This is a genomic window from Dehalococcoides mccartyi CG5 (genome assembly GCF_000830885.1).
Classification (GTDB): Bacteria; Chloroflexota; Dehalococcoidia; order Dehalococcoidales; family Dehalococcoidaceae; genus Dehalococcoides; species Dehalococcoides mccartyi_B.
This window is the reverse complement of sequence record NZ_CP006951.1, coordinates 325,960-350,971: the sequence shown is the minus strand read 5'-3', so window position 1 is coordinate 350,971 and position 25,012 is coordinate 325,960. Positions and strand designations below refer to the sequence as shown.

The 25,012-nt window shown below is 48.7% G+C and carries 36 protein-coding genes; 13 read left to right on the top strand and 23 right to left on the bottom strand.

Features of this window, described 5'->3' with window-relative positions:
* From rplE to rpsL, 17 genes are read right to left on the bottom strand one after another with little or no spacing between them, the layout of a single operon-like run.
* Positions 1 to 540, bottom strand: a complete 540-nt coding sequence (rplE, locus tag X794_RS01790; RefSeq protein ID WP_011309008.1) for a 50S ribosomal protein L5 — start codon at positions 538 to 540, stop codon at positions 1 to 3.
* Positions 540 to 851, bottom strand: coding sequence for a 50S ribosomal protein L24 (rplX, locus tag X794_RS01785; RefSeq protein WP_011309007.1), 312 nt, complete (start codon positions 849 to 851; stop codon positions 540 to 542). Before rplX ends, rplE begins: the two co-directional genes overlap by 1 nt.
* 10 nt (positions 852 to 861) lie before the next feature.
* On the bottom strand, positions 862 to 1,230 hold the full coding sequence (gene rplN, locus X794_RS01780) for a 50S ribosomal protein L14 (protein WP_011309006.1): 369 nt from the start codon (positions 1,228 to 1,230) through the stop codon (positions 862 to 864).
* Positions 1,231 to 1,245: 15 nt separating this feature from the next.
* Positions 1,246 to 1,518, bottom strand: a complete 273-nt coding sequence (gene rpsQ / locus X794_RS01775) for a 30S ribosomal protein S17 (protein ID WP_011309005.1) — start codon at positions 1,516 to 1,518, stop codon at positions 1,246 to 1,248.
* A gap of 7 nt (positions 1,519 to 1,525) precedes the next feature.
* Entirely contained in the window at positions 1,526 to 1,723 is a 198-nt protein-coding gene (gene rpmC / locus X794_RS01770) for a 50S ribosomal protein L29 (RefSeq protein WP_011309004.1), read from the bottom strand.
* Position 1,724: 1 nt separating this feature from the next.
* Positions 1,725 to 2,174 carry a 50S ribosomal protein L16 gene (rplP, locus tag X794_RS01765; protein ID WP_011309003.1) on the bottom strand — a complete coding sequence of 150 codons (450 nt, stop codon included), beginning with the start codon at positions 2,172 to 2,174 and terminating at the stop codon, positions 1,725 to 1,727.
* Between the two features lies 1 nt (position 2,175).
* Positions 2,176 to 3,012 (bottom strand): 30S ribosomal protein S3, encoded by an 837-nt coding sequence (gene rpsC, locus X794_RS01760; RefSeq protein WP_011309002.1) that lies wholly within the window; start codon positions 3,010 to 3,012, stop codon positions 2,176 to 2,178.
* 8 nt (positions 3,013 to 3,020) lie between these two features.
* Complete coding sequence (gene rplV, locus X794_RS01755) at positions 3,021 to 3,350, bottom strand: 50S ribosomal protein L22 (RefSeq protein WP_011309001.1); 330 nt, start codon at positions 3,348 to 3,350, stop codon at positions 3,021 to 3,023.
* A 30-nt stretch (positions 3,351 to 3,380) separates the two neighbouring features.
* The gene (gene rpsS / locus X794_RS01750; RefSeq protein WP_011309000.1) at positions 3,381 to 3,662 is read right to left on the bottom strand and encodes a 30S ribosomal protein S19; all 282 of its coding nucleotides are present in this window, start codon (positions 3,660 to 3,662) and stop codon (positions 3,381 to 3,383) included.
* A 6-nt stretch (positions 3,663 to 3,668) separates the two neighbouring features.
* Positions 3,669 to 4,493, bottom strand: coding sequence for a 50S ribosomal protein L2 (gene rplB / locus X794_RS01745; RefSeq protein ID WP_011308999.1), 825 nt, complete (start codon positions 4,491 to 4,493; stop codon positions 3,669 to 3,671).
* A gap of 25 nt (positions 4,494 to 4,518) precedes the next feature.
* Positions 4,519 to 4,803 carry a 50S ribosomal protein L23 gene (gene rplW, locus X794_RS01740; RefSeq protein WP_011308998.1) on the bottom strand — a complete coding sequence of 95 codons (285 nt, stop codon included), beginning with the start codon at positions 4,801 to 4,803 and terminating at the stop codon, positions 4,519 to 4,521.
* A gap of 12 nt (positions 4,804 to 4,815) precedes the next feature.
* The gene (gene rplD / locus X794_RS01735) at positions 4,816 to 5,448 is read right to left on the bottom strand and encodes a 50S ribosomal protein L4 (protein WP_011308997.1); all 633 of its coding nucleotides are present in this window, start codon (positions 5,446 to 5,448) and stop codon (positions 4,816 to 4,818) included.
* Positions 5,449 to 5,450: 2 nt separating this feature from the next.
* The gene (gene rplC, locus X794_RS01730) at positions 5,451 to 6,068 is read right to left on the bottom strand and encodes a 50S ribosomal protein L3 (protein ID WP_011308996.1); all 618 of its coding nucleotides are present in this window, start codon (positions 6,066 to 6,068) and stop codon (positions 5,451 to 5,453) included.
* An 8-nt stretch (positions 6,069 to 6,076) separates the two neighbouring features.
* Entirely contained in the window at positions 6,077 to 6,385 is a 309-nt protein-coding gene (gene rpsJ / locus X794_RS01725; RefSeq protein WP_011308995.1) for a 30S ribosomal protein S10, read from the bottom strand.
* A gap of 24 nt (positions 6,386 to 6,409) precedes the next feature.
* The gene (gene fusA, locus X794_RS01720) at positions 6,410 to 8,491 is read right to left on the bottom strand and encodes an elongation factor G (protein ID WP_011308994.1); all 2,082 of its coding nucleotides are present in this window, start codon (positions 8,489 to 8,491) and stop codon (positions 6,410 to 6,412) included.
* Between the two features lie 55 nt (positions 8,492 to 8,546).
* Positions 8,547 to 9,017, bottom strand: coding sequence for a 30S ribosomal protein S7 (gene rpsG / locus X794_RS01715; protein WP_011308993.1), 471 nt, complete (start codon positions 9,015 to 9,017; stop codon positions 8,547 to 8,549).
* Positions 9,018 to 9,030: 13 nt separating this feature from the next.
* Positions 9,031 to 9,465, bottom strand: a complete 435-nt coding sequence (gene rpsL / locus X794_RS01710; RefSeq protein WP_011308992.1) for a 30S ribosomal protein S12 — start codon at positions 9,463 to 9,465, stop codon at positions 9,031 to 9,033.
* A 520-nt stretch (positions 9,466 to 9,985) separates the two neighbouring features.
* Between rpsL and aroF the strand changes: the two genes are divergently transcribed.
* The 13 genes from aroF (at position 9,986) to X794_RS01645 (ending at position 20,775) form a co-directional block, all read left to right on the top strand.
* Positions 9,986 to 11,041: a 3-deoxy-7-phosphoheptulonate synthase gene (gene aroF / locus X794_RS01705; RefSeq protein ID WP_011308990.1), complete on the top strand. Its 1,056-nt coding sequence runs from the start codon at positions 9,986 to 9,988 to the stop codon at positions 11,039 to 11,041.
* Between the two features lie 19 nt (positions 11,042 to 11,060).
* On the top strand, positions 11,061 to 12,140 hold the full coding sequence (gene aroB, locus X794_RS01700; protein WP_011308989.1) for a 3-dehydroquinate synthase: 1,080 nt from the start codon (positions 11,061 to 11,063) through the stop codon (positions 12,138 to 12,140).
* Positions 12,137 to 12,805, top strand: a complete 669-nt coding sequence (aroD, locus tag X794_RS01695) for a type I 3-dehydroquinate dehydratase (RefSeq protein WP_011308988.1) — start codon at positions 12,137 to 12,139, stop codon at positions 12,803 to 12,805. Before aroB ends, aroD begins: the two co-directional genes overlap by 4 nt.
* Positions 12,789 to 13,649, top strand: a complete 861-nt coding sequence (locus X794_RS01690; RefSeq protein WP_015407598.1) for a shikimate dehydrogenase — start codon at positions 12,789 to 12,791, stop codon at positions 13,647 to 13,649. Before aroD ends, X794_RS01690 begins: the two co-directional genes overlap by 17 nt.
* Positions 13,633 to 14,163 (top strand): shikimate kinase, encoded by a 531-nt coding sequence (locus X794_RS01685; RefSeq protein WP_011308986.1) that lies wholly within the window; start codon positions 13,633 to 13,635, stop codon positions 14,161 to 14,163. Before X794_RS01690 ends, X794_RS01685 begins: the two co-directional genes overlap by 17 nt.
* Positions 14,144 to 15,406, top strand: coding sequence for a 3-phosphoshikimate 1-carboxyvinyltransferase (gene aroA, locus X794_RS01680; protein ID WP_034376686.1), 1,263 nt, complete (start codon positions 14,144 to 14,146; stop codon positions 15,404 to 15,406). The genes X794_RS01685 and aroA overlap by 20 nt, the downstream gene beginning before the upstream one ends.
* A complete protein-coding gene (gene aroC / locus X794_RS01675; RefSeq protein ID WP_011928866.1) occupies positions 15,399 to 16,493 on the top strand; it encodes a chorismate synthase in 1,095 nt (364 codons plus the stop codon). Before aroA ends, aroC begins: the two co-directional genes overlap by 8 nt.
* Complete coding sequence (gene pheA, locus X794_RS01670; protein WP_011308983.1) at positions 16,490 to 17,566, top strand: prephenate dehydratase; 1,077 nt, start codon at positions 16,490 to 16,492, stop codon at positions 17,564 to 17,566. The genes aroC and pheA overlap by 4 nt, the downstream gene beginning before the upstream one ends.
* The gene (locus X794_RS01665) at positions 17,563 to 18,429 is read left to right on the top strand and encodes a prephenate dehydrogenase (RefSeq protein ID WP_034376689.1); all 867 of its coding nucleotides are present in this window, start codon (positions 17,563 to 17,565) and stop codon (positions 18,427 to 18,429) included. Before pheA ends, X794_RS01665 begins: the two co-directional genes overlap by 4 nt.
* Positions 18,430 to 18,518: 89 nt before the next feature.
* Positions 18,519 to 18,842 carry a hypothetical protein gene (locus X794_RS01660; protein WP_011308981.1) on the top strand — a complete coding sequence of 108 codons (324 nt, stop codon included), beginning with the start codon at positions 18,519 to 18,521 and terminating at the stop codon, positions 18,840 to 18,842.
* A gap of 71 nt (positions 18,843 to 18,913) precedes the next feature.
* On the top strand, positions 18,914 to 19,768 hold the full coding sequence (locus X794_RS01655) for an NAD(+)/NADH kinase (protein WP_034376694.1): 855 nt from the start codon (positions 18,914 to 18,916) through the stop codon (positions 19,766 to 19,768).
* Positions 19,752 to 20,228 carry an N-acetyltransferase gene (locus X794_RS01650; protein WP_011308979.1) on the top strand — a complete coding sequence of 159 codons (477 nt, stop codon included), beginning with the start codon at positions 19,752 to 19,754 and terminating at the stop codon, positions 20,226 to 20,228. The genes X794_RS01655 and X794_RS01650 overlap by 17 nt, the downstream gene beginning before the upstream one ends.
* A gap of 16 nt (positions 20,229 to 20,244) precedes the next feature.
* On the top strand, positions 20,245 to 20,775 hold the full coding sequence (locus tag X794_RS01645) for an NUDIX hydrolase (protein ID WP_034376696.1): 531 nt from the start codon (positions 20,245 to 20,247) through the stop codon (positions 20,773 to 20,775).
* Here X794_RS01645 and X794_RS01640 read toward each other — a convergent pair.
* From X794_RS01640 to X794_RS01615, 6 genes are all read right to left on the bottom strand, one after another.
* Entirely contained in the window at positions 20,772 to 21,113 is a 342-nt protein-coding gene (locus X794_RS01640; RefSeq protein ID WP_012984201.1) for a histidine triad nucleotide-binding protein, read from the bottom strand. The genes X794_RS01645 and X794_RS01640 overlap by 4 nt on opposite strands.
* 1 nt (position 21,114) lies before the next feature.
* On the bottom strand, positions 21,115 to 21,684 hold the full coding sequence (locus X794_RS01635; RefSeq protein WP_034376699.1) for a Fe-S-containing hydro-lyase: 570 nt from the start codon (positions 21,682 to 21,684) through the stop codon (positions 21,115 to 21,117).
* The gene (locus X794_RS01630) at positions 21,684 to 22,526 is read right to left on the bottom strand and encodes a fumarate hydratase (RefSeq protein WP_034376702.1); all 843 of its coding nucleotides are present in this window, start codon (positions 22,524 to 22,526) and stop codon (positions 21,684 to 21,686) included. The genes X794_RS01635 and X794_RS01630 overlap by 1 nt, the downstream gene beginning before the upstream one ends.
* Positions 22,527 to 22,898, bottom strand: a complete 372-nt coding sequence (locus X794_RS01625; RefSeq protein WP_011308974.1) for a hypothetical protein — start codon at positions 22,896 to 22,898, stop codon at positions 22,527 to 22,529.
* A gap of 22 nt (positions 22,899 to 22,920) precedes the next feature.
* A complete protein-coding gene (mdh, locus tag X794_RS01620; protein ID WP_012984199.1) occupies positions 22,921 to 23,844 on the bottom strand; it encodes a malate dehydrogenase in 924 nt (307 codons plus the stop codon).
* Positions 23,845 to 23,923: 79 nt separating this feature from the next.
* Positions 23,924 to 25,003, bottom strand: a complete 1,080-nt coding sequence (locus tag X794_RS01615) for an isocitrate/isopropylmalate dehydrogenase family protein (protein WP_011308972.1) — start codon at positions 25,001 to 25,003, stop codon at positions 23,924 to 23,926.
* Positions 25,004 to 25,012 lie beyond the last annotated feature (9 nt).

Genomic DNA, 25,012 nt, shown 5'->3' with positions numbered 1-25,012 from the left:
CTAATCCTTACTGAAAGGCATGCCCAAGAGTTCCAAGAGCTTCTTGCCTTCTTCAGGTGTGTTGGCGGTAGTTACAATACAAATTTCCAGACCGCGCGGTTTCTCAATCTTGTTAAAATCAATCTCAGGGAAAACCGAATGGTCTTTAAAACCTAAAGTGTAGTTGCCACGCTCATCAAAAGCGGTATTGGGAACGCCCTGAAAATCTCGTACACGGGGCAGAGTAATGAAGAACAATTTGTTAAGGAAATCATACATCCTCTGGCCGCGCAGGGTGACCTTTAAACCGATGGGCATACCGGCCCTCAGCTTAAAGTTGGCAACAGAACGTTTGGCACGGGTGACTACGGGATGCTGCCCAGCAATGGCAACAATGTCTGCTTCCGCAGTTTCCATTGCCTTGGAGTTGGATACAGCCTCGCCTACACCGGTGTTTATAACCACTTTTACCAGCTTGGGCACCTGCATAATATTCCCATAATTGAAGAACTTTTGAAGTTCAGGTACAGCGTTAGTGTAACGTTCCTCTACCTTAAGCATTAGTCAATTACCTCATTGCAGGATTTGCAGTAGCGTACACTTTTACCGTCCGCCAATTCCCGGCTGCCAATACGAGCCGGTTTGTTGCATTTACTGCAAAGCAACATCAAATTTGAAACATGTAAAGGAGCTTCACGTTCAATAATGCCGGCCTGTTTGGCCTGACCTTTGGCACGTGAATGCCGCTTTATCATGTTCACGCCCTCCACTAGTACTCTGTCAGTACGGGGATAGGCGTAACGAACCTTACCGGTTTTACCCTTGTCCTTACCGGCAATTACCAGCACGTTATCGTTTTTCTTCAGTCTCATCTAAGTACCTCTACAATACCTCAGGCGCCAGCGACAAGATCTTGGTGAATTTTTTATCACGAAGCTCGCGGGCCACCGGGCCAAAAATACGGGTGCCTTTGGGCTCCATCTTGTCATTCAGAATAACTGCAGCGTTATCATCAAACTTTATATAAGAGCCATCCGGGCGGGCATAAGGCTTGGTAATGCGTACCACAACAGCCTTTACCACCGTGCCGGATTTAGCCTGGGCATCAGGGCTGGATTTTTTTACCGCAGCTACTATAACATCACCAACTTTAGCTTGTATTTTGTGGCTTCCGCCCAAAACGTTGATGCACATTATTTTCTTAGCGCCGGTATTATCTGCTACGTTTAACCTGGTATACTGTTGAACCATCTCTTCTCTCCAGAACTATGCTTCCTGAGCCGCAACAATGTGGCCCTTGGTGATTATCTTGCTGAGCCGCCAGTATTTCCCCTTAGAGATGGGGCGGCATTCAACTATTTCAATCATATCACCAATTTTAGCTTCGTTTTTTTCATCATGAACCAGATATTTCATAGTCCGGCGATAAGTCTTTTTGTAAAGGGGATGACGTTTGACTACATCAATACCCACCACAATGGTTTTTTCCATCTTATCGCTGATCACATGACCGATTCGGGTTTTGTTTTTTATCTCCATATCAGTCCTACCTTATCTGCAGTTCGCGCTCACGCATTACGGTTAGAATGCGGGCAATGTCATTTTTTACCCGGGGAAGCTCTCGGTGATTTACTAACTGCCTGGTAGAAAGCTTCAGTCTGAGCTCAAAAAGCTCCTTATGGGAATCTTCAAGCTTCTTCTTTATTTCAGTATCAGAAAGGCCGCGAATATCACTTATATTCATATTACTCAGCCTCCTCAACTTCAGTTTCTCCCGCAACTACGGGTATATCACGAGCCACAAAACGGGTCTTTACCGGCATTTTATAAGACGCAAGCCGCATAGCCTCTTTGGCTGCTTCAGGGGTTACCCCGCCGATTTCAAACATTATCCGGCCACGCCTTACTACCGCTACCCATTCTTCCGGAGCACCTTTACCTCCACCCTGACGGGTTTCAGCCGGTTTCTTGGTAATGGGTTTGTCAGGGAAAATCCGTATCCAAACCTGACCGCCGCGGCGGATATAACGGGTGATTGCCCGGCGTGTAGCCTCTATCTGGCGGGCGGTAATCCAGCCGGCCTCAAGAGACTGCAAAGCAAATTCACCGAAAGCAACTGTGTTGCCTTTATGGGCAGCCCCGTCACGACGCCCGCGCTGTACCTTCCTAAACTTAACACGCTTGGGTTGGAGCATATTATTCCTCTTCCTTGGTTATGTTCTCAGCTTTTTTGACTACACGCTTGGGTTTTTCTTCAGCGGGAATCTCAGCTTCGGCCTTCTTAACAACCCTCTTGGGTTTGGCCGCAATATCAGCAACCTTGGTTTCGGTAACAACTGCGGCAGGAGCATCAGCCATAACAGCAGCCATTTCCGTTACTTCGGATTCAGATTTCTCTTTAGCTTCGGGCAGGATATCACCACGGTATACCCATACCTTTATACCTACATCACCAAGGGCAGTGTGAGCCCTGGTGCATCCGTAATCAATGTCAGCTCTCAGGGTGTGCAAAGGAACACGCCCCTCGTGCATTACCTCGCGCCGGGCAATTTCTACGCCGCCCAGACGACCTGAGGCACATATTTTAATACCCTTGGCACCAGCCTGCATGCTGCGGAAAATGGCTTGCTTCATGGCACGCCTGTAAGCAACACGGCGTTCAATCTGCTCTGCCACACTCCGGGCAACCAGAAAGGCGTCAAGCTCAGCCTGAGATATTTCTACAATATTCAACTGAACCTTTTTGCCAATTAAATCTTCCAGGAAATGGCGCATTTCATCAACACGCTGACCGCCGCGTCCGATTACAATACCCGGCCGTGCAGTCCGGACGGAAACGGTCACTTTGTTGGACTGGCGCTCAATATCTACCTGAGAGATAGCGGCATCTACATACTTCTTTGAGATAGCCTTGCGAAGTTTAAGATCTTCAGTAAGGCATTCGGCAAAGTTTTTATCACTGGCGTGCCATTTAGCACTCCAGTCTTTAATAATGCCAAGTCTAAACCCGATTGGATGAACTTTGCGTCCCATTAACCCTCCTAGTCAGCCACGACAACAGTTATATGGCTGGAGCGCTTTAATATTGGCGAAACCCGGCCTCTGGCCTGAGGACGCATCCGCTTGAGCATTCGCGCTTCATCTGCATAAATCTGTGATATTTTTAAATCAGCCGGATTCATTTGGAAATTATTCTCCGCATTAGCTGCGGCTGATTTTATTACTTTGGATACTACCTTGGCCGTAGGCGAGGTCATAAAGCGAAGCAATGTAATAGCCTCACTTACTTTCTTGCCACGGACCAGATCAACGCACAGTCTTACCTTAAGCGCTGAATATCCGGTGTCCTTTACTATTGCTTTTACTTCCATTTTATAACCTACCCTACCCGGTTAACTTCACTATTTTACCTGAGATACCTTTTCCGCTTTAGCATGACCGCGGAAATTTCTGGTGGTGGTAAATTCTCCCAGCTTATGCCCTACCATGTTTTCGGTTATGTATATGGGCACGTGGCGTCTGCCGTCATGTACACCCACATTCAAACCAACCATGAGCGGGGTAATGGTGGACCAGCGAGCCCAAGTCTTGATAATGGACTTCTGGTTGGTAGCACTGGCTACCTCCACTTTTTTCATAAGTTTAGGGCAAAGAGCCGGCCCTTTTTTAACAGAACGTGACATTATTCTTTACCCCCTCCGCTTCACGATAAGTTTGTCAGAGTATTTAGCCTTGCGGGTACGATAACCCAAAGCCGGTTTACCCCAGGGAGTTTTCGGCCCGGTCATACCAATAGGACAGCGACATTCACCACCGCCGTGAGGATGGTTGTTGGGTGACATGGCAGAACCTCTGACAGTCGGTCTCCAACCCAAGTGGCGGTTGCGCCCAGCCTTACCTATTTCAAGGGTACCATGCTCTATATTGCCAATCTGGCCTACGGTAGCAGAGCAATCACTCCGCACCTTGCGCATTTCACCGGAAGGCAAACGCACAAGCGCATAATCATCCTCTTTAGCCATCAGCTGAGCGGCAGCACCGGCACTGCGTACCATTATGCCGCCCTTGCCCTTGATAATCTCAATATTATGAATGAATGTACCGGTGGGTATGGAACTGAGAGGCAGAGCATTGCCGCTCTTGGGCTCAGCATTTTCACCCGCCATAATCACATCGCCAACCTTCAAATCTGAAGGAGCCAAAATATAGCGTTTCTCACCATCAGTGTAGAAGACCAGAGCTATACGGGCAGTCCTGTTAGGATCATACTCGATAGCGGCCACTCTTCCAGGCACATCCAGCTTATTACGTTTGAAATCTATAACGCGAATCTGTGTTTTGCTACCACCACCCCTATGGCGAACGGTTACGCGCCCCTGGTTATTTCGGCCTGAATCATTCTTGACCGAAACCAAGAGAGCTCTCTCCGGCCGGCTCTTAGTAATTTCCTCAAAGGAGGAAACACTGTGATGCCGGCGACCCGGGGAAGTAGGGCGATATATCTTTATTGCCACTTTATATCAACCACCCTTTCCTTGACTAAACACCCTCAAATAGAGTTATCTTATCACCCTCTTTGAGAGTGATGATGGCTTTACGCAACCCTGCGGTTTGGATTAGATTGCGACCCATCCGCTTTTGCTTGCCCGGTATGTGAAGCATATTTACATCTTCAACCGTTACATTAAAGGCCTGCTCCACTGCCAGCTTTACCATACGCTTGTTAGCCCCCTTGGCTATTTCAAAAGCGTACTTATTCTGCGTAGCATGAACACTGTTCTTTTCAGATATTAACGGTCGGCGCAATACTTCATATAAATTCATTGTTCCTTCTCCTTAGCCTGAGCGCTGACCCCAGAGTTCTTCAACCTGACGTACCGCTTCTTCAGTCATAACCAGTTGCTTATTCTTGAGCATATCAGATATGTTCAACAAATTAGCCGGAGTGGTCTTGACTGCCGGTATATTGCGAGCAGACTTGATAAAATTGGTATCAGGATTATCTACCGCTATAAGAGTGGGCGAGATTACCTGAAGAGCTGTCAGTATTTTTGCCATATCTCTGGTTTTAGGTTCATCAAAGCTAAGTTGGTCAATAACCTTCAGTTCGCCGCTCTCCAGCTTAAAGGACAACACACACCTGATGGCCTGACGGCGCATCTTTTTGGGAAGATCCTTGCTGAAGTCTCTGGGGCGAGGACCAAAGGCCACGCCGCCGTGCCGCCTGACGGGTGAGCGGTTGGTACCCATGCGGGCATTACCGGTACCCTTCTGACGATATATCTTGCGGCTTGAACCCTGAACTTCACCTCTGGTCTTAGTTGACTGAGTACCCTGGCGGGCATTCGCCTGCTGGGCTACAAAAGCCTGATGAACCAGAGCTTCATTGAAGGGTACGCCAAAGACGTCTTCACTGATATTGATATTCTTTACGATTTCTCCGGATGCGTTATAAACAGGAATTTCCACGTTTATTTACCCGTTTTCTTAATTAATATTATAGTATTCTTGCCACCGGGGATAGCGCCCTTGACCATCAGCAGATTTTTCTCTGCGTCGGTTTTAAGCACAACCAGATTGCGGATAGTAACCGCCTCGTTCCCCATGTGACCCGCCATGTGCTTGCCCTTATAAATACGGCCGGGGGTGGTGGTGGAACCGATGGAACCCGGAGCCCTATGACGGTCAGATTGACCATGGGTTTTGGGACCACCGGCAAAATGCCAGCGTTTTACAACGCCTGAGAAACCACGCCCTCTGGAGACGCCACTGGCGTCTATCTTTTCGCCGTCCTTAAAGTCACTGACCGTAATCTGGTCACCGACACTGACCGCCGCAATATCATCAACATCTACTTCGCGCAGCACTTTGAATTCACCAAAGCCTCTGCACTGGCCCTTTACAGCCGAAGTGATATGCTTGGCCTTGCCGTAACCTAGCTGAACAGCCTCATAGCCGTCCTGCTTTTCGGTCTTGACCTGGACCACTACACACGGACCAGCCTCCACCAAGGTGACCGGCTGAGCCTTGCCGTCCTCTTGGAATATCTGGGTCATACCGATTTTTTTACCGATAATACCTTGAATCATATTCGTTCCTAAAGTTTAATATCTATGCTTACGCCAGCTGGGAGGTTCAGATTGGTTAAGGCATCAATAGTCTTAGATGTAGTTTCCACTATGTCAATAAGACGTTTATGAGTCCTTATCTCAAACTGTTCCTGTGAATCCTTATCAATAAAGGATGCGCGTATGACACTGTAACGCTGGATACGGGTAGGCAGAGGAACCGGCCCTGATATAGTAGCCCCTGTCCGTTCCAGAGCTTCTACAATCTGCAATGCAGACTGATCCAGAATCTTGTGGTCAAAGCCCTTGAGTTTTATCCTGATTTTTTGTTTAGCCATACAATATCACCCTAACCAGTATACTTATTTCTTGCCGGCGGCTTCAACGACCTGCGTGGCCAATTCGCCTGGCATTTCACGATAAGATTCAAACTCCATAGAGAAAGTAGCCCGTCCCTTGGTTACTGACCGAAGATCCGTAGTATAACCAAAGCTTTCAGCCAAAGGCACGGTGCCAGTGATAACGGTAGTTTCAGGACTGGGTTCTACTGAGATAATCTGCCCCCGGCGTGAATTCAGGTCACCGATAACATCACCCATATATTCTTCAGGAGTGACTGCTTCAAGTTTCATAATGGGCTCAAGCAGTATCGGTTTTGCCTTGGCAACAGCCGCTTTGATAGCCATGGAACCAGCCATCTTGAAAGCATTTTCATTAGAGTCTACATCATGGTAGCTACCATCAGTGGCGATTACTTTTACATCAACCATGGGGTAACCGGCATATACACCAGTCTCCAACGTATCCCTGATACCGGACTCTGCCGCCATCAGGAAGTTGCGGGGTATAGCCCCACCCTTAACGTTATCAACAAATTCGTAACCTGCGCCGCGCTCACGGGGTTCAATCTCAATAGTAACATCACCATATTGACCGCGACCACCGGACTGGCGGACAAATTTACCCTGTGCCTTGGCATGAGCGGTAATGGCCTCACGATACGCTACGCGGGGTTTACCCACGCCTGCATTAACCTTGAACTCAGACAGCAACCGGCTGACCAGCACATCAAGGTGAAGTTCTCCCATACCATATATAACAGTTTGTCCGGTCTCATCATCAAACTTGACCTTGAAAGTAGGATCTTCTTCAGCCAGTTTCTGCAGACCTTCAGTCATCTTATCCTGGTCCGAACGGGTCTTAGGCTCTATGGCCAAATTGATAACCGGTTCAGGGAACTTGATATTTTCAAGCAAAATCGGAGCATTCTGGTCGCACAAGGTGTCACCGGTAAAGGTATTGCGAAGACCCAGACTGGCCACGATTTCACCCGCATCAGCATACTCAATCTCTTCACGGTCATTGGCATGCATACGGATAAGACGGCCTATGCGTTCACGCTCACCGCGGGTGCTGTTATAAGCACCGGAGCCGGCTGAAATGCTACCGGAGTAAATCCGGAAGTATACCAGACGACCTACAAACGGGTCGGATACAATCTTAAAAGCCAGAGCGGAGAAAGGCTCGGTGTCACTGGTATGACGCTCTATCGATTCACCAGTTTTAGGATCAGTCCCTTTCATAGCCGGAATGTCCAAAGGTGAAGGCAGATAGTCACAGACCGCATCCAGCAGTCTTTTTACGCCCTTGTTGCGAAGAGAAGTGCCGCAGAATATGGGAATGGCTTTATTGGCCAAACATACCCGGCGGATAGCGGCTTTCAGCTTTTCTATCGGCAGTTCTTCACCGGCCAGATAGGCTTCCATAACCTCGTCATCTTCTTCAGCCAGACGCTCTATCATCATATTGCGGAATTTCACAGCCCGTTCTTTTTCAGCAGCGGGCAAATCAAATGTTTCAACAGGTTCTTCCGGGCTGTTATCCATACCGTAACACTTGAAATCAAGCAGGTCACAGTTGCCGCGGAAAGTTTCAGCACAACCAATGGGTATCTGAAGAGGCAGATATTTGGCCTTAAGGCGTTCTGCAATCATACCCAGAGTACGTTCGTAATTAGCACCGGTGCGGTCCATCTTGTTAATAAAGCAGATACGGGGTACACCATAGCGGCTGGCCTGACGCCATACAGTTTCAGACTGGGCTTCAACACCGGCCACTCCGTCAAATACCACCACCCCGCCATCAAGTACACGCAGACTGCGCTCAACCTCAGCGGTAAAATCCACATGTCCGGGAGTATCTATAATGTTAAGGTGATGCCCATTCCAGTAAGCAGAAGTAGCGGCAGAAGTAATAGTTATACCTCTGGCTTTTTCCTGCTCCATCCAGTCCATTACGGTGGTACCCTCGTCAATATTGCCGATTTTATGGGTACGTTTGGTAAGGTAAAGGATACGCTCAGTCGTAGTCGTCTTTCCGGCGTCTATGTGGGCAATGATACCTATATTACGAACCCTCTCCAGAGGGTATTTCCTGTCGCTCATATTATCTAAACTCTGGGTAACCCGTCAGGGTTATCCAATTCCCCCTATTTTCTCTCTACCACCTGTAATGGGCGAAAGCGCGGTTGGCCTCGGCCATCTTGTGGGTCTCTTCTCTTTTCTTAACAGCAGCACCCTGCTCACGGGAGGCTTCCAGCATTTCAGAAGCCAACCTTTCAGCCATAGACTTGCCGGTCCGCTTGCGGGCGGCCTTAATAATCCAGCGCATGGCCATGGTCTGGGCGCGGTCAGGACGCACCTCAATAGGTACCTGGTAAGTAGCACCGCCTACACGGCGGGGTTTAACCTCAATAAAAGGAGTGGCATTTTTAAGACCCTGCTCAAATACCGCCAAACCCTCTTTATTTTCCTGTTTACCCATTATATCAATTGCATCATAAACAATCCTCTGGGCGGTGGCCTTCTGGCCATGCATCATAAGCTTGTTTATGAAATTGGAAAGCATCAGGCTGTTATACCTGGAATCCGGGGCAACTGCTCTTTTAAATTTTCGTGCTCTTCTAGGCATATTTTATCTCCGGTTATTTCTTCTTGGCAGGAGCGGCTTTGCCTTTTTTGGCGCCGTATCTGCTGCGACCCTGCTGCCGATTTGCCACACCAGCGGTATCAAGAGTACCGCGAATGATGTGATAACGAACACCCGGTAGGTCAGGCACACGGCCGCCACGTATCAGAACCACAGAGTGTTCCTGAAGATTATGGCCTTCACCGGGGATATAAGCAGTAACTTCCATATGGTTGCTCAGCCTTACTCTGGCAATCTTGCGCAAAGCCGAATTCGGCTTTTTAGGAGTAGTGGTTTTTACCTGGGTGCAGACGCCCCTTTTCTGGGGAGAGCCATCACCGAAAGCTACCTTGTTGCGCAGAGAATTGAAACTGTAATGCAGCGCAGGTGCCTTGTACTTCTTGGCCGCACTTGTGCGCCCTTTTCTTACTAGCTGATTAACCGTTGGCATACTGTACCTTCCTGTTAACAATTGCTGTTTTAATAATTTTCCCGTTTTCAATCAATAAGGATGAGCCAGGCCCATCCTTAAAATCTATAAGGCGACCATAATGGATATGGTCAAACCTGAAAGTTAACCACAAACAGAAAGTTAGTCTAGCACAGCAATATATGGATGTCAACTCCACCCATCACTGACAACCCGCTGGTTTGAAGCTGGAGAACACCCCCGTCTGCCTCAGGGCACTTATCCGCTGCCCGACCGATAACAACCACCAGGGAAAAAGACTACATATAATAGCACTAAATAGTTCTCTTGACAAACCCTTTTCAGCTATGCTATTGTCATTCAACTATGTTAAACGTTAAATCCTTTAGAAACTATTACTACTTTACCAAGATAGGATCGCTTGGGAGATAACGTTTTACTAAAAAACCAATAACCACCAATTAGTAAGTTAGAAATCCTCCCAGGCAACGGGGGGATTTTTGATTTATACGGGTATAAAAAGCAAAGGAGAAAGCAAACCATGATTATCATGAAAAAAGATGCCAGTCAGGAAGAACTAGAAAACGTAATTGCCGAGGTTCGCCGCTGCGGTCTCAAGACCGATGTATCAAAGGGGGCATTCAGAACCATTATCGGCCTTATAGGAGATGAAAAATCTATCCCGTTTGCTTACTTTTCCAGCTTGCCCGGCGTCAAGGAAGCCCGTATGGTGGAAACCCCGTACAAGCTTATCAGCCGCGAATACTCAAACCTGTGGCAGGCTGAAGGAATGACCCGTGAGATAAAAGTAAAAGATATAATTATCGGCGGAGACGAGCCGGTCTTCATTGCCGGGCCTTGCGCAGTGGAAAGCAAAGAAGCCCTGATGAAAATAGCCGAAGGGGCAAAGATGGCCGGTGCCCAGATACTCAGAGGCGGCGTTTACAAACCCCGCTCATCTGTCCATTCTTTCCAGGGGCTGGGTTCTGCCGGCAAGGATGAGGCCACCGAAGCCCTTTCCTGGCTGAAAGAGGCCGGAGAACGCTTTGAGATGGCAGTAATGACCGAGGTGCGGGGCGAATCACAGGCAGATTTGGTAGCCGAATTTGTAGACATACTACAGGTAGGCTCGCGCAATATGTATGATCAGGATCTGTTGGCAACAGTGGCCAGAAAAGGCAAACCCGTTATGTACAAACGCCACTTCGGTGCCAGTATGGAAGAATTCCTTTCCTTTGCCGAATATATAGCCGCAGAAGGAAATAAGGATATAATATTGTGCGAAAGAGGCATAGTGCCGGTGGGCAAGGGTAAAAGCTTCACCCGCTACAATCTGGATTTGGCGGCAGTACCCATAGCCTTAAAGGAAACCTACCTGCCCATCATGGTTGACCCCAGCCATGCCACCGGACGGCGTGATCTGATATACAGCATGAGCTGTGCCGCCATGGCCGCCGGGGCTAACGGACTGATGGTGGAAGTGCATACCAACCCGGCAGAAGCTCTGGTGGATGCATCCCAAATGATAACTCCGCCGGAACTGAAAGAACTCATTGACACCTGCCGTCAGATAAACAAACTGGTGAAAAAACACTAATATATATAAGGAAAGAACCTTGAAAAGTATTGGGCTTAATCTAAGTGGGCGTGAATACAAGATATTGATAGGAAGTGATTTACTGTCTGAAACAGCCACTCTCCTAAGGGAAGCTATCCCTTGTGACAGAGTGGTAGTCATCACCAATATAGATATAAACAGGATTTACGGTAAAAAGCTGAAAAAACACCTTGAATCAAAGGGCATTGAAAGCTTGTTTCTGGAACTTCCTGAGGGCGAAATACACAAGACTCTGGATATGGCCGCCCATATCTATCCCCAGCTAATCAACCACTTTGCCGAAAGGAATACCCCGATACTGGCTTTGGGCGGCGGGGTAATTGGCGACCTGAGCGGGTTTGTAGCCGCCACCTACCAGCGGGGTGTCCCGCTTATCCACCTGCCTACCAGCCTGCTGTCACAGGTAGATTCCAGCATCGGCGGCAAAGTGGCGGTAAACCATGGCGGGGTCAAGAATATTGTAGGCAGTTTTTACCAGCCAAGGTTAGTCATTGCCGATACCGGCTGCTTGAAAACCCTGCCCGAAAAAGAATTTGCCTGCGGCATGGCCGAAATAATAAAGAGTGCCGCCATTGGCAGCAGTGAGTTGTTCAGATTGCTGGAAACAAATACCCAAGCAGTCAAAGACCGTTCTCCGGAAGTTATGGAGGATATTGTCAGCCAGACTGCCGCCATCAAAGCCAGCATAGTCTGTCAGGACGAAACTGACCGCGGCATCAGAAATATACTGAATTTCGGGCACACTCTGGGGCACGCACTGGAAAGCACCTCGTCTTTCAGCCAAAGCCACGGGGCAGCGGTAGCTATCGGCATGTGTTTTGCCGCCAGACTCTCGGTCAGGCTGGGTTTATGCGAAAATGAAACTGCCTTGCGGCTGGAAAAACTGATAGCCGATTTCGGGCTACCCACCAACCCCAAGGATATAGACCCGGACAAAATTATTGAAGCCATGCATCATGATAAAAAGGTATCAGACGGACGTATCCGCTTTATACTCTTAAAAAGACCAGGGGAGGCTTTGATAGCTGAAAATATACTTAAGCCGGATGTTCTTTCCGTACTGGAGGAAATGAAATGAAAATACCGCCAATCTGCTGTGTAATAACCCAGCTTCCTCAGGCTGAGACCCTGAAGAAGAGTGAAGGTGCAGCCTTTTACGAACTGAGGCTGGATCTGCTGGGTGAAAACTGGCGGGAGACGGCGGTATTACTTAACAAACCCTTTATGGCCACCTGCCGCAGGTCTGCCGAAGGGGGCAGTTTTAAAGGAAATGAAGCTGAGCGGATAAACAGGCTGGAAAAAGCCGCATCCGCCGGTGCCTTCATGCTGGATATTGAATATTCCACCCCCAATCTGGAGGAAGTGCTTGGGCGGCTCAGACCACAGGCAAAGTGCTTGTTATCCCATCACAACTTTACTGATACTCCTTCTGCGGCCAAGCTTAAGACGCTCCTAAAGGATATGCTCACCCACCAGGCGGACATATATAAGGTAATTACCACTGCCACCTCAATAAATGATAATATTAATCTGCTTAATCTGACAAAGGAGATACCGGATAAGAAAATTGTCGCTTTTGCCATGGGGGAACCGGGCATTCTGAGCCGTATACTCTGCCCGCTGGCCGGAAGCCCTTTTACCTACGCCAGCCTGAATGACGGCAATAAGTCTGCATCAGGTCAGATGACCCTGGCTCAAATGATTGAAATCTACCGGTCGGTAAATTATGCAAACCATACCTGATGCATTATTCGGGATTATTGGTTATCCGGTAAGTCACTCCGTCTCACCGGCTATGCAAAATGCTGCCTTCAAACACTGCAAGCTGAATTATTTGTATTTGACTATTGCAGCCAAACCAGAAGACCTGCAAAACGTAATTGCCAGCATGCGTCCTCTGAATATACGCGGTCTGAATGTGACCATCCCTCACAAGATAGAGATCATTAAATATATTGATACCCTTGATCCGGCGGCTAAAAAGATTGGGGCGGTAAATACCATTGTCAATGAAAACGGCCAGCTGAAAGGTTATAATACTGATTTTGGCGGTTTTGTGCGTTTACTGGAGCATAACCGCATTGCCCCTGCCAAACATCGCTTTGCCCTGCTGGGGGCAGGAGGCAGCGCCCATGCCATTTCACTGGCTATTTGTACCCTTGGCGGACACTTGACCGTGCTTGCCCGCCAGGAGGAAAAAGCCAAAGATCTGGCCGCAAAAATGTGCCTGCGTTTTAAAGGCAAGGCTCAGGGGCTGGAACTGAATGAGGCTAATCTGGAAGAAACTTTAGCCGAATCTGATATTATCGTGAACTGCACACCCATAGGCATGGGAAATCTAGCCGGGCAAAGCCTTATCCCCCCCCGTTTGCTGCGTCCTGACCTGACGGTCATAGATGCTATCTACAACCCATGCAAAACCCGCCTGCTGGAAGATGCCGAAAAGAAAGGCGCCAAGATAATAAACGGGCTGGAAATGCTGGTCTGGCAGGGAGCTATGTCATTTGAAATCTGGACAAGCCAAAAAGCCCCTTTCCGGGTGATGATGAAAGAAGCAGAGATGGCTTTAGATGAAAACGAAAAATAACATCGCTTTAATAGGCTTTATGGGCGCCGGTAAAAGCAGCATCTCAAAACTGCTCTCCGAAAAGCTTGGCAAACCGCTGGTCAGTACAGATGCCTGCATAGAAACACGGGAAGGCTTAAGTATCAGCCATATATTCAAGGAAAATGGCGAAGATTACTTTCGCCAGATGGAAAGCAAAGTACTGGAAGATATCTGCCAGAATCCAAACCAGATTATAGACTGCGGCGGCGGCATAGTTACCCGCCCCCACAACCTGAGCATTATGCGTTTAAACTGTCTGGTAGTCTATCTGGAAAGCCGCCCTGAAGATTTGGAAAACCGCTTGAAAAATCATACAAACCGTCCGTTATTTAATGCTGAACGTTCAGATAAGATGTTAAAGTTGCTGGAAAGCCGATTGCCGCTATACAGAGATGCGGCGGATATCACTGTTTCCACCCATAACAAATCATGCCATGAAGTCTGCGAAGAAATAGAAGACAGTTTGAGGAAATATGAAAATACATCTGGATAAAAGTTTACCCGGTGGAAATATTGCCGTTCCTTCCTCAAAAAGCTACACCATACGTGGCTTGATAGCTGCCGCCCAGGCAAACGGCCAGAGCCACATAATAAGCCCCCTGATTGCAGACGATACTCTGGCTACCCGCCAGGTGCTTTCGGGGCTGGGTATAGATATAAGCACTGACGCCGGTTCTGAAAACTGGGAAATTACCGGCAATACCTTCAAAGCACCTTCCGGCAACCTGTTCTGCCGTGAATCTGCCGCTACCCTGCGTTTTATGTCAGCTGTATGTGCCAGACTGCCTTTTGAGTGCCACCTGCTGGCCGGGCACTCCCTGATGAGACGCCCCATGTTGCCATTGATTCAAGCCCTGCACCAACTGGGTATAGAGATAGAAACCCGCGGCAATACCACCGTTATCAATGGACAGTTTATCACCCGTTCAAAGGTGAGTTTGCCCGGCAATATAAGCTCACAATACGTTTCTGCCCTTATGCTTATGGCACCAGCCTGCACCCACGGTCTGGAAATCCATCTGGCTACACCGCCGGCTTCATTGCCATATTTAAAAATGACCAAGCAAACGCTGGGAAGCTTTGGGATAAAAGTCCATTCTTCTATAGACTGGCAAGAGATAAGCATCCCGCCCCAGCCCTACCTGCCTGCCAGATACCGGGTAGAGGGAGACTGGTCTTCGGCATCAAGTTTTCTGGCATTGGGGGCAATTGCCGCCCCGGTATTTATATCCAACCTGGACACAGACAGTTTTCAAGCTGACCGCATAATGATAAAATTCCTCGCGGAGATGGGAGCAGAAATAGAAAGCGGTCAAAACTGGGTAAAGGTAAACCCCAAACCCCTTTCAGGTATAAACGCAGACCTTACCCACTCCATAGATTTATTGCCCGCTTTGGCAGTAGCCGCGGCCTGTGCCAAAGGACAAAGCATATTAAGCGGAGTCCGTCAGGCACGTATCAAAGAGTCTAACCGCATTCGGGCAGTCAGCCAGGGGTTGAGTGCCATGGGTATAAACATTATCGAAGAAGATGACCGCCTGATTATTGAGGGCGGACAACCCAAAGGCGCAGAGATTGACAGCTTCGGAGACCACCGTATTGCCATGGCTTTTGGCATATTGGGATCAGTTGTCGGGGAAACCCATATTTCAGATGCTGAGTGCGTAACCAAAACCTATCCTGATTTTTGGAAGAATCTGGAAAGCCTCGGCGGAAAGGTAACACAAGATGTCTAACAGTCTGGGAAAGCTGTTTCAGATTACCAGTTTTGGTGAAAGCCATGGAGATTGCGTGGGAGTAGTAATTGACGGCGTACCGGCAGGCCTTGCTATAAATGTAGATGAAATTCAAATTGAGGTAGACAAACGTAAATCCGGAGCTAAAGCCCATACCACTCCCCGCCGTGAAGATGACCGGATAGAAATTTTTTCCGGTATATTCAATAATTTCACCACCGGCGCACCCATTTGTCTGGTTATCTGGAATAAAAATATAGATTCAAGCGAATATGAACGCACCCGCAGTAAAATCAGGCCGGGGCATGCAGATTTTACCGGTTTTATGAAATACGGAGGCTTCAACGATTACCGCGGCGGAGGGCGTTTTTCCGGGCGGATTACAGCAGGGCACGTTATGGCCGGAGCTATTGCCCGTAAACTTATTTCCACTATCGGCATTGAGGTGATTGGCTATACCGCCGAACTGGGAGGCATAACGGCCAAATTGCCTAAACACAAAGATATCCGCCAGAATATAAGCCAGAGTGATGTAAACTGCCCTGACCTTGCGGCCAGTAAACAAATGGTAGCCCTCATCCAGCAAGCCGCCGAAGAAGGTGACAGTCTGGGCGGGGTTGTGGAGTGTATAGGGCTTAACCTGCCGGTTGGTCTGGGTGAACCGGTGTTTGATACCCTTGAAGGCGAACTGGCCAAAGCCATATTTGCCATACCGGCGGTAAAAGGGGTGGAATTTGGGGCGGGTTTTGGCGCATCACGTCTGCGTGGCTCAAAAAATAATGACCCTTTTAATATCCAGTCAGACCAAATACGCACCACAAGCAACAACTGCGGCGGGATACTGGGAGGAATTTCAGACGGCATGCCGCTCCATATCAGGGTAGCCGTAAAACCCACTCCCTCTATCTCCCTGTCTCAGCCCACCGTAAACCTTGATACCATGACCAATACCAGTCTGGAAATACGCGGCCGCCATGATACCTGCATTGTACCCAGAGCAGTTTCAGTAGTGGAAGCCATGACCTGCATAGTGCTGGCTGATTTGGCACTGAGAGCCGGAATAATACCAAGGGTAATAAAACAATGAACCTTTCTGACCTGCGCAAACAGATTGATAACCTGGATACCGAGCTTGTAAAGCTGATGGCAAAGCGGCTTGAAGTGTCAGACCAGATAGGCAAAATCAAAGAAGAAACCAATTCGCCTGTTCAGGACCTTTCCCGCGAATCAGAGGTACTGAACAGAGTTCAGTCACTTGCCCAGTCTCTGGGTCTTGACCCGCAGGATATTGAATCCCTGTATCAGGAAATCCTTTTCATATCTAAAAAACAGCAACGCTTCACTGTATCCTTTCAGGGAGCGGCCGGCGCATACAGTGAAGAAACCGCCCTGAAGATATTCGGCCCTAACACTCTTACCCTGCCCTGTGAACAGCTGGATGCTACTTTTGAAGCTGTGGAAAAGGGTATGGCCCGTTTTGCAGTAGTGCCGGTGGAAAACTCGCTTGAGGGCTCTATATCCCGCACCTATGACCTGTTGCTGGATTCCAACCTTATGGTTGCCGCCGAACATGAGCTCAGGGTTTCACACTGCCTGATAGCCAACCCTGAAACCAACCTTGAAGCGGTAAAAACCATTTATTCCCACCCGCAGGCACTGGGTCAATGCCAGTCATTTCTGAAGCATCTGCGGGCAGAGCTGATACCTACCTACGATACCGCCGGCAGTGTCAAAATGATTAAAGAAAAAGGTCTTTTAAACGGGGCGGCTATCGCTTCCGAAAGAGCGGCCGTAATATATAATATGAAGGTACTGGAACGGGAAATAGAGGACAATATAAACAACTACACCCGTTTCTTTGTCCTTGCCAAGCAGGATTCCGCTCCTACCGGGAGTGATAAAACATCTGTAGTTTTTGCCGTCAAACATCAGGCCGGGGCGCTGTATGATTTTATAAAGGAACTGGCCTCCCGCGGAATAAACATGACCAAGCTGGAATCCCGTCCCACCCGTCTTAAACCCTGGGAGTACAATTTTTACCTTGATATAGAAGGCCACCGTCAGGACGAAAATGTGAAACAGGCACTGGCAAAAGCCGATGACCATGTAATATTTATGAAAGTACTCGGTTCTTACCCGAAAATGAAAAAACGCATATGAAAATAGGCATCTTGGGCGGCAGCGGCAAAATGGGTCAATGGTTCGGCCGTTTCCTGACAGAAAATGGCCATCAGGTTTGGCTTTGGGGGCGAAACCCGTCCAAACTTGCACCCATAGCCACCCGCTTGGGCGTTCAGGCGGCAACCCGGCCTGATATGCTGGGAGACATGGACTGTCTGATAATATCAGTACCTATTGACGCTTTTGAAGATACCCTTAGGGAACTTGCCCCGTTTACCAAACCAGACCAACTGGTTTTTGACCTGTGTTCAGTTAAGGAACGCCCGGTGGAACTGATGCACCAGTACCTGCCTCACTGCCGCACACTAGGCACTCACCCTGTATTCGGGCCGGGAGCTGAATCACTTAAAGGGTATAACTTTATATTGACACCCACCACCGCCCCGGAAACTGACCTTGCCCAAGGGGTAAAAACATGGCTGGAAAAACAAGGCGGTAATGTTAGGCTGATCAGCCCGGAAGAGCATGACCGGCTGATGTCCGTAGTACTGGGGCTGGCTCACTTTATAGCCATAGTATCGGCAGATACCCTGCTGGGGCAAAACCTGCCCGGCATAAGTAGTGCCGGCGGTACTACGTTCCGCCTGCTGGATACCCTGACCAAAAGCGTTTTAACCGAAGACCCCGGCCTGTATGCTTCTTTGCAGGTAAATATGCCCAAGCTGCCCAAACTGGAAGCCGATTTTATAAAAAGAGCAACCGAATGGGCTGAGTTGGTAAAAAATGGCGACAAGGCCGAATTTGCCCGCCGGATGCAAACCCTTAAAGATAACCTTGCCCGTACAGAACCGGGATTTGAAAAAGCCTATCAGGCCATGTATCACCTGAACCAGCCCAGATGAATACATTTTGGTTAGAATATGGTTTGAACTTTCGGTATTTTGTGGTATTCTATATACTTAGTATTTGATTTTGAACCTGCGGGAGCATTATGAAAATTGGTCCTATAGAAATACTCTTGATAGGCGGCCTGATAGCCATAGTCTGGGCAGTCAGCAAATTCGGCAAGCTGGGTAAAAAATCAGATACCACTGAAGATGCCAAATCTAAACCGGCTCGGGTTGCCCCCAAAGCGCCTCCCCGCAGCCATACATCATACCGATTGCAATATCTGGGTATTATCGTCCTGTTCGGCGGCCTCCTTCTGGGCGGCATCAGTTTCCTGCTGGTTAAACAACTGGCATACGGGATTGTCTGGGGTGTGGCCATTGCCGGTATCGGCCTTTTGCTGCTGTTTTTCTCCAGGCGCAAGTAAACTTTCCTCTGTTTGACACCCGCACTTCGGGTTGTTACACTCATTTTGTCTTTATTTAAGGATATTCTGTTATGTATAAAAAGATTGGCATTATATATCACCCATTAAATCCGGCTGCCTGTGACCTGGCTATTAAGCTGACCGCCAAGCTGGATTCACTGGGAATTGAAAACTGGTCTGATTCTGCCTGGCAGGCGGATAAGCTGACTTCCAAAATGCAAAATACCCAGCTTATTTTTACTACCGGCGGTGACGGCACTATTTTACGTACCGCCCATGCCATATTGCCCCTTGAAATACCCATTCTAAGTGTAAATCTGGGTAAAGTGGGCTTTATGACCGAGCTTTCGCCTGAAGATGCCATTTCAGGGCTGGAAAAAGTACTGGCAGGTGACGGATGGATAGATGAACGCAGCCTGCTGGAAGCCGAATATTTACCCCATGACTCCGCTCAAAGCCGGCAGTTTTTCGTCATGAATGACGCCGTAGTAGCCCGCGGGCAAGTTGCCCGGGTTATCTGCGTTTCGGTAGATATAAATTCACAGCCTTTTACCACTTACAAAGCTGATGGAGCTATTGTATCCACCGCCACCGGCAGTACCGGTTATTCTTATGCCGCCGGCGGGCCTGTTCTCCAGCCAAACTCGGCAGATATTATCCTGACACCTATTCTGCCCCATTTGGGACGGGGTTACAGCCTGGTGCTCCCGTCTGACAGCATCGTAGATTTGAAGGTAAATACCTGGCATGAAGCCACGCTGAGTATAGATGGCTTTATCAATATGCAGGTATCAAGCGGAGACACTCTGCGTCTCAGGCGAAGCTCAAAGAAAGTAAAATTCATGAGGCTACGGCCGAATAATTATTTTTACAAAGAGCTTGATACCAAACTGAAAGGTAATAACGAAAGTGTATACGATAGATAAAGCCACCATTAAAGACGCCACTACTATTCACAAGCTGGTAAACAATTTTGCTGACCACGGGCAGATGCTGGCCCGCTCTCTGGCTGAAATATATGAGAACCTGCGGGACTTTTATGTAATCCGCGGTGATAACGGCGAGGTAATTGCCTGTGCCGCCCTGCATATCAGCTGGGCAGATTTGGCAGAAGTAAAATCTCTGGCGGTTTCCGAGGAACGGCATCGTCAGGGGCTTGGAGAAATGGTAGTCAAGGCTTGTCTGGAAGATGCCAAAGCCCTTCGGATACCCACCGTTTTCTGCCTGACCTATAAACCGGCTTTCTTTTTGAAATGCGGTTTCCATGAGGTGGAGAAAAATGCACTGCCCCATAAAATATGGGGGGAATGCTACCGCTGCCCTAAATTCCCCAATTGCGATGAAACTGCCATGATGTTATCACTAGCCGAAGTAAACTCCGTATAAACTAGGAGATCCGATAATGGTTGAAAAGATTCTTTCAAGCCACTATATATACTGCGGAAATCTGGTTAAACTCCGCAAGGTTACCGTGGAATTGCCTTCGGGTAAAACTGCCCCGCGTGAACTGGTGGAGCATAACCCCTGCGTAGTGGTAGTGGCGCTTGACACAGACGGCAAACTGCTGATGATAAAACAATACCGCCTGGCAGCTGCCCAAGACATGTTGGAGCTGGTGGCAGGCAGTATGGATAGCGGGGAAACCCCTGAGGAAAGCACCCGCCGTGAACTGCGGGAGGAAGCCGGGTATAAACCCAATACCCTTAGAAGGCTGGGCGGATTTTATTCATCACCCGGTTTTCTTACCGAATACTTGTATGTGCTGGTAGCAACAGACCTTGAATATGCACCTTTAACCGCCGAAGATACCGAAGATATAGAAGTCTTCCGCTATACCCCGGCAGAGGTAAAAGCCATGATTGCCAATCAGCAGATAACAGACTCCAAGACACTGGCCGGATTAATGCTGTATTTCAGCCAGACTCCCGGTTAACCCAGCTGTCCGCCAAGCTGGCGGCCACCTAAAAGGTGCAAATGCAGGTGCTGGACTACTTGTCCGCCCTCACGCCCGCTATTAATCACCAGCCTGTAACCGCTTTCGGCAATATCCATCTCACGGGCAAGTTTACCTGCCAGCAAAATCATTTTACCTGCCAGTTCGGTATCAGCCTCGTCCAGCTCAGTCAGATTGGCAATATGCCTGCGGGGAATAATAAGTATATGCACCGGTGACTGGGGGTTTATATCTTTAAAAGCCACCAGATCTTCATCTTTATAAACTATCTGAGCAGGTATTTCCCCTTTGGCTATGGCGCAAAATAAACACCCCATATCAGGCCTCCTTAGTACCAACTACCCGGTAAAGAGATTGTCCAAGGGTAAAGGCGTTGTTCCCCTGTGAGTCAATAGCTACGATAGCCGGAAAATTTTCCACCGTGAGTGCCAATATAGCCTCAGCCCCAAGCTCAGGATAAGCAACCATCCGGCTTTCCTTGATACACTGGGAGAGGAGTGCCCCCGCCCCGCCTATGGAAATAAAATAAACCACCTTTTTATTTACAATAGCCCAGCTAACTTCGGCTGAACGGTTACCCTTACCGATAATAGCCCGTAACCCGGCATCCAGCAGTTCCGGAGTATAAGGGTCCATTCGGCTGCTGGTGGTAGGTCCTGCTGAACCTATAACTTCGCCCGGTTTGGCAGGCGAAGGACCCATGTAGTAAATAGTTTGACCTTTTAGGTCAAATGGAAGTTTCTTGCCCTGCTTCAGGGTTTCTACCAGCCTCTTGTGGGCGGCGTCACGAGCAGTGTATATAACACCGGAAATCAGTACCCTATCTCCGGCCTGCAGTTTTTCCAGTTCAGAGGGATCAAAAGGAGAATTTAGTTTTATACTTGACATCAAAGCACCGCCTCACCATGACGGGCACTATGGCACTGCAGATTAACCGCCACCGGCAAACTGGCAATATGGGTAGGTGCAGTCTCAGCCATTACCCCTAGAGCCGTTACTCTGCCGCCTAAACCCAGCGGACCTATACCCAGTTTATTCACCTGCTTGAGCACTTCTGTTTCCAGAGCCGCCACTTCGGGGTCAGTATGGGTTATGCCAAGCGGTCTAAGCAGGGCCTTCTTGGCCATGAACATGGCCTTTTCCGCCGTTGCCCCCACCCCCAACCCGATAATAATAGGCGGACAGGGACTGCCGCCGGCTTTTTCCACTGTTTCCAGCACCGCCTCTATCACCCCTTCACGCCCTACACCGGGCTTAAGCATGAAAAGGCGGCTCATATTCTCCGCACCGCTTCCTTTAGCCATGAAACTGAGCTTCAGGCGGTCTCCAGGGACTATTTCAGTGTGAATAACCGCCGGGGTATTATCGTTAGTATTTATACGTTTTGAAAACGGGTGGCTGACAATGGATTTCCGCAGATAAGCCTGCTCGTAGCCCTGCCTGACACCCAGGTTTATGGCATCAGTAAAGTTACCCGTTATGTGCACTTCCTGACCCACCTCAGCAAAAACAATGGCTGTGCCGGTATCCTGACAGAGGGGTATTTTCTTTTCTTTGGCTATGCGGGCATTTTCCAGCAAACTTTGAAGTATATCCCGCCCGGCAGGAGACTCTTCGGCTTCATATGCTTTATGTAAAGCCGTTAAAATATCCTCACCCAGCTCTGTACTGGTTTTTACAATCAGTTCCGCCAGAACCGCACTTATTCGGGATGCAGCTATTTCCCGCACTTATTTACCCTCTAGATACTCACTGGCCTTGACGAACAGGTCTCCGGCTTGTTTCATCTTGTAAGCGCCTTCTTTGCCTTCTTCGCGGTTTTGTTCGGTAAGCAGTTTCACATAGTGGCTGCAGGCCTGCTGATAAAGGTGCATGGCCTTTTTATATGAATCACGGGCATTTTTAACATTCTCAGCTTCGGGTTCGGGCAGGGTATCAAACCTTTCCAGAGCGGGAGGCAGGCTTTCCTCCGCCTCTTTCAAAGCGGCAATCTTTTCTTCCAGATTGCCGTTTATAACTACATCTTCAAGCTTGTAAACTGTATCATCCAGCTCGGTTTTCAGTTTTAGAAAAGCATCCAGAAATTCTTTATCTTTACTCAATGTATTGTCTCCTTTAAACTTATTAAAGTGAAAGAGAGGCTATCTGCACCTTTACCATTTCGGCAGAAGCCTGAAGGCGGGCATTTTCCTGCCCGTCCAGCGGCAGGGTGATAATTTCCTTTATACCGCCTTTGCCCAACTTTACCGGCACACCCAGTACAATATTTCTCAGGCCATACTCTCCGTCCAGCACCGCAGCACAGTTCATAACCTTGCCGCTGCCTAGAAAAATAGCCTCTACCATGGCGGCTACTGAAGCAGACGGGGCATAAAAAGCACTGCCTGTTTTAAGGAAAGCCACAATCTCGGCACCGCCGTTAACCGCCCGTTTGGCCAGTTCATCCGCCTTTTCAGGCGAGACTAGTTCAGACAGGGGTTTACCGTTTACCAGTGTAAAGCGGGGCATCACCACCATACTGCCGCCGTGTTCACCCATTACGCAAGGGCTGACAGCCGAAGGGTTTACCCCAAGCTCACGGGCTACGAAGGTAGCCAGACGCCCTCCGTCCAGCACCCCCGAAAGACCCACTACCCGCTTCCGGGGCAAACCGGAAAGTTTCCATGCCAAATAGGTCATGGTATCCACCGGATTTGAAACGACCACCAGCGTTGCTTCGGGGGAATATTTAAGGCAGTTTGAAACCACATCAGTCATAATCTTCTGGTTTATGGCCAGCAGTTCTTCACGGGTCATGCCCGGTTTGCGGGCAATGCCGGCGGTTATCACCACTATCTCCGAGCCAGCTGTTTCGGCATAGTCATTACTGCCGGTAATGGTGTGGCGAAAACCCAAAACACTAGCGGACTGGGAGATATCCAGAGCTTTGCCCTGGGGAATACCCTCCACCACGTCCAGCATGACCACATCTGCAAAGTCTTTTTCTATAAGGCGTTGGGCCAGAGTAGCACCCACATTGCCGGCACCTATTACACTAATCTTGGGCATCTGTTTTCTTCCTCACCTGTTATCACTGCGGGTAAATAAGCCTACGGGTACAATACCCGTAAACCTTTAGCCGTATTTATTATTTCATTTTGGCTATTATGGCATCTGCCACCTGCGAAGTACCCACTGCCACTGCCTGTTTGTCAGGAGAAAGCATATCGTAAGTAACACTCTTGCCTTCGGCAATAACCGCCGCAATAGCATTTTCCAGCTTGTCAGCAGCCTTTTCTTCTTTAAGATAGCGGAGCATAAGCACACCTGAAAGCATCATAGCCATGGGATTTACCTTGTTCAACCCCTTGTACTTGGGGGCAGAACCATGGGTAGGCTCAAACAGGGCGTATTCATCACCGATATTGGCACCCGGTGCAACCCCCAAACCACCCACCAGTCCGGCACACAAATCAGATAAGATGTCTCCGTACAGGTTGGGGCAGACCAGTATATCAAACTGGGTGGGGGTTTTAACCAGCTGCATAGTCATATTGTCTACAATCCGGTCTTCAAACTCTATTTCAGGGTATTCCTCCGCCACTTTGCGGCCTACAGCCAGAAACAGCCCGTCTGAATATTTCATAATATTGGCCTTGTGGACAGCAGTTACCTTTTTGCGGTTGTTATCTTTGGCATATTTAAAAGCCCAGCGGAATATGCGTTCGGTACCAAACACACTGATTGGTTTTATGCTGATACCCGAATCAGTCCGTATTTCCACCTTTTTATTTTCTTTAATAAACTCAATAAGCCTTAGGGCTTCGGCACTGCCCTTTTCAAACTCAATACCGGCATACAGGTCTTCCATGTTTTCCCGCACTATGACTATATCCACATTGTCATAACGGGAGGGAACACCGGGATAGGTCTTACAGGGGCGAAGGCAGGTATACAGATTAAGGGCTTTACGCATACCCACATTTACGCTTCTGAAGCCTGAGCCAACCGGGGTGGTTACCGGCCCTTTTATGGCAACCTTATTTTTCCTGATGGATTCAAGCACCATATCCGGCAAGGGTGTGCCATATTCAGCCACCACGTCCGCACCGGCATTTACCACTTCCCAGTTAAACTTAACACCAGTAGCTTCCAGCACCCGACGGGTAGCTTCAGATATTTCAGGACCAATCCCGTCACCGGGTATAAGGGTTACATTATGATACATCAAAATAAA

Coding starts and splice junctions, on each gene's coding strand:
- rplE (WP_011309008.1), bottom strand. CDS start 540: ATGCTTAAGGTAGAGGAACGTTACACTAACGCTGTACCTGAACTTCAA.
- rplX (WP_011309007.1), bottom strand. CDS start 851: ATGAGACTGAAGAAAAACGATAACGTGCTGGTAATTGCCGGTAAGGAC.
- rplN (WP_011309006.1), bottom strand. CDS start 1,230: ATGGTTCAACAGTATACCAGGTTAAACGTAGCAGATAATACCGGCGCT.
- rpsQ (WP_011309005.1), bottom strand. CDS start 1,518: ATGGAGATAAAAAACAAAACCCGAATCGGTCATGTGATCAGCGATAAG.
- rpmC (WP_011309004.1), bottom strand. CDS start 1,723: ATGAATATAAGTGATATTCGCGGCCTTTCTGATACTGAAATAAAGAAG.
- rplP (WP_011309003.1), bottom strand. CDS start 2,174: ATGCTCCAACCCAAGCGTGTTAAGTTTAGGAAGGTACAGCGCGGGCGT.
- rpsC (WP_011309002.1), bottom strand. CDS start 3,012: ATGGGACGCAAAGTTCATCCAATCGGGTTTAGACTTGGCATTATTAAA.
- rplV (WP_011309001.1), bottom strand. CDS start 3,350: ATGGAAGTAAAAGCAATAGTAAAGGACACCGGATATTCAGCGCTTAAG.
- rpsS (WP_011309000.1), bottom strand. CDS start 3,662: ATGTCACGTTCTGTTAAAAAAGGGCCGGCTCTTTGCCCTAAACTTATG.
- rplW (WP_011308998.1), bottom strand. CDS start 4,803: ATGAATTTATATGAAGTATTGCGCCGACCGTTAATATCTGAAAAGAAC.
- rplC (WP_011308996.1), bottom strand. CDS start 6,068: ATGATTCAAGGTATTATCGGTAAAAAAATCGGTATGACCCAGATATTC.
- rpsJ (WP_011308995.1), bottom strand. CDS start 6,385: ATGGCTAAACAAAAAATCAGGATAAAACTCAAGGGCTTTGACCACAAG.
- fusA (WP_011308994.1), bottom strand. CDS start 8,491: ATGAGCGACAGGAAATACCCTCTGGAGAGGGTTCGTAATATAGGTATC.
- rpsG (WP_011308993.1), bottom strand. CDS start 9,017: ATGCCTAGAAGAGCACGAAAATTTAAAAGAGCAGTTGCCCCGGATTCC.
- rpsL (WP_011308992.1), bottom strand. CDS start 9,465: ATGCCAACGGTTAATCAGCTAGTAAGAAAAGGGCGCACAAGTGCGGCC.
- aroF (WP_011308990.1), top strand. CDS start 9,986: ATGATTATCATGAAAAAAGATGCCAGTCAGGAAGAACTAGAAAACGTA.
- aroD (WP_011308988.1), top strand. CDS start 12,137: ATGAAAATACCGCCAATCTGCTGTGTAATAACCCAGCTTCCTCAGGCT.
- X794_RS01690 (WP_015407598.1), top strand. CDS start 12,789: ATGCAAACCATACCTGATGCATTATTCGGGATTATTGGTTATCCGGTA.
- X794_RS01685 (WP_011308986.1), top strand. CDS start 13,633: ATGAAAACGAAAAATAACATCGCTTTAATAGGCTTTATGGGCGCCGGT.
- aroA (WP_034376686.1), top strand. CDS start 14,144: ATGAAAATACATCTGGATAAAAGTTTACCCGGTGGAAATATTGCCGTT.
- aroC (WP_011928866.1), top strand. CDS start 15,399: ATGTCTAACAGTCTGGGAAAGCTGTTTCAGATTACCAGTTTTGGTGAA.
- pheA (WP_011308983.1), top strand. CDS start 16,490: ATGAACCTTTCTGACCTGCGCAAACAGATTGATAACCTGGATACCGAG.
- X794_RS01665 (WP_034376689.1), top strand. CDS start 17,563: ATGAAAATAGGCATCTTGGGCGGCAGCGGCAAAATGGGTCAATGGTTC.
- X794_RS01660 (WP_011308981.1), top strand. CDS start 18,519: ATGAAAATTGGTCCTATAGAAATACTCTTGATAGGCGGCCTGATAGCC.
- X794_RS01655 (WP_034376694.1), top strand. CDS start 18,914: ATGTATAAAAAGATTGGCATTATATATCACCCATTAAATCCGGCTGCC.
- X794_RS01645 (WP_034376696.1), top strand. CDS start 20,245: ATGGTTGAAAAGATTCTTTCAAGCCACTATATATACTGCGGAAATCTG.
- X794_RS01640 (WP_012984201.1), bottom strand. CDS start 21,113: ATGGGGTGTTTATTTTGCGCCATAGCCAAAGGGGAAATACCTGCTCAG.
- X794_RS01635 (WP_034376699.1), bottom strand. CDS start 21,684: ATGTCAAGTATAAAACTAAATTCTCCTTTTGATCCCTCTGAACTGGAA.
- mdh (WP_012984199.1), bottom strand. CDS start 23,844: ATGCCCAAGATTAGTGTAATAGGTGCCGGCAATGTGGGTGCTACTCTG.
- X794_RS01615 (WP_011308972.1), bottom strand. CDS start 25,003: ATGTATCATAATGTAACCCTTATACCCGGTGACGGGATTGGTCCTGAA.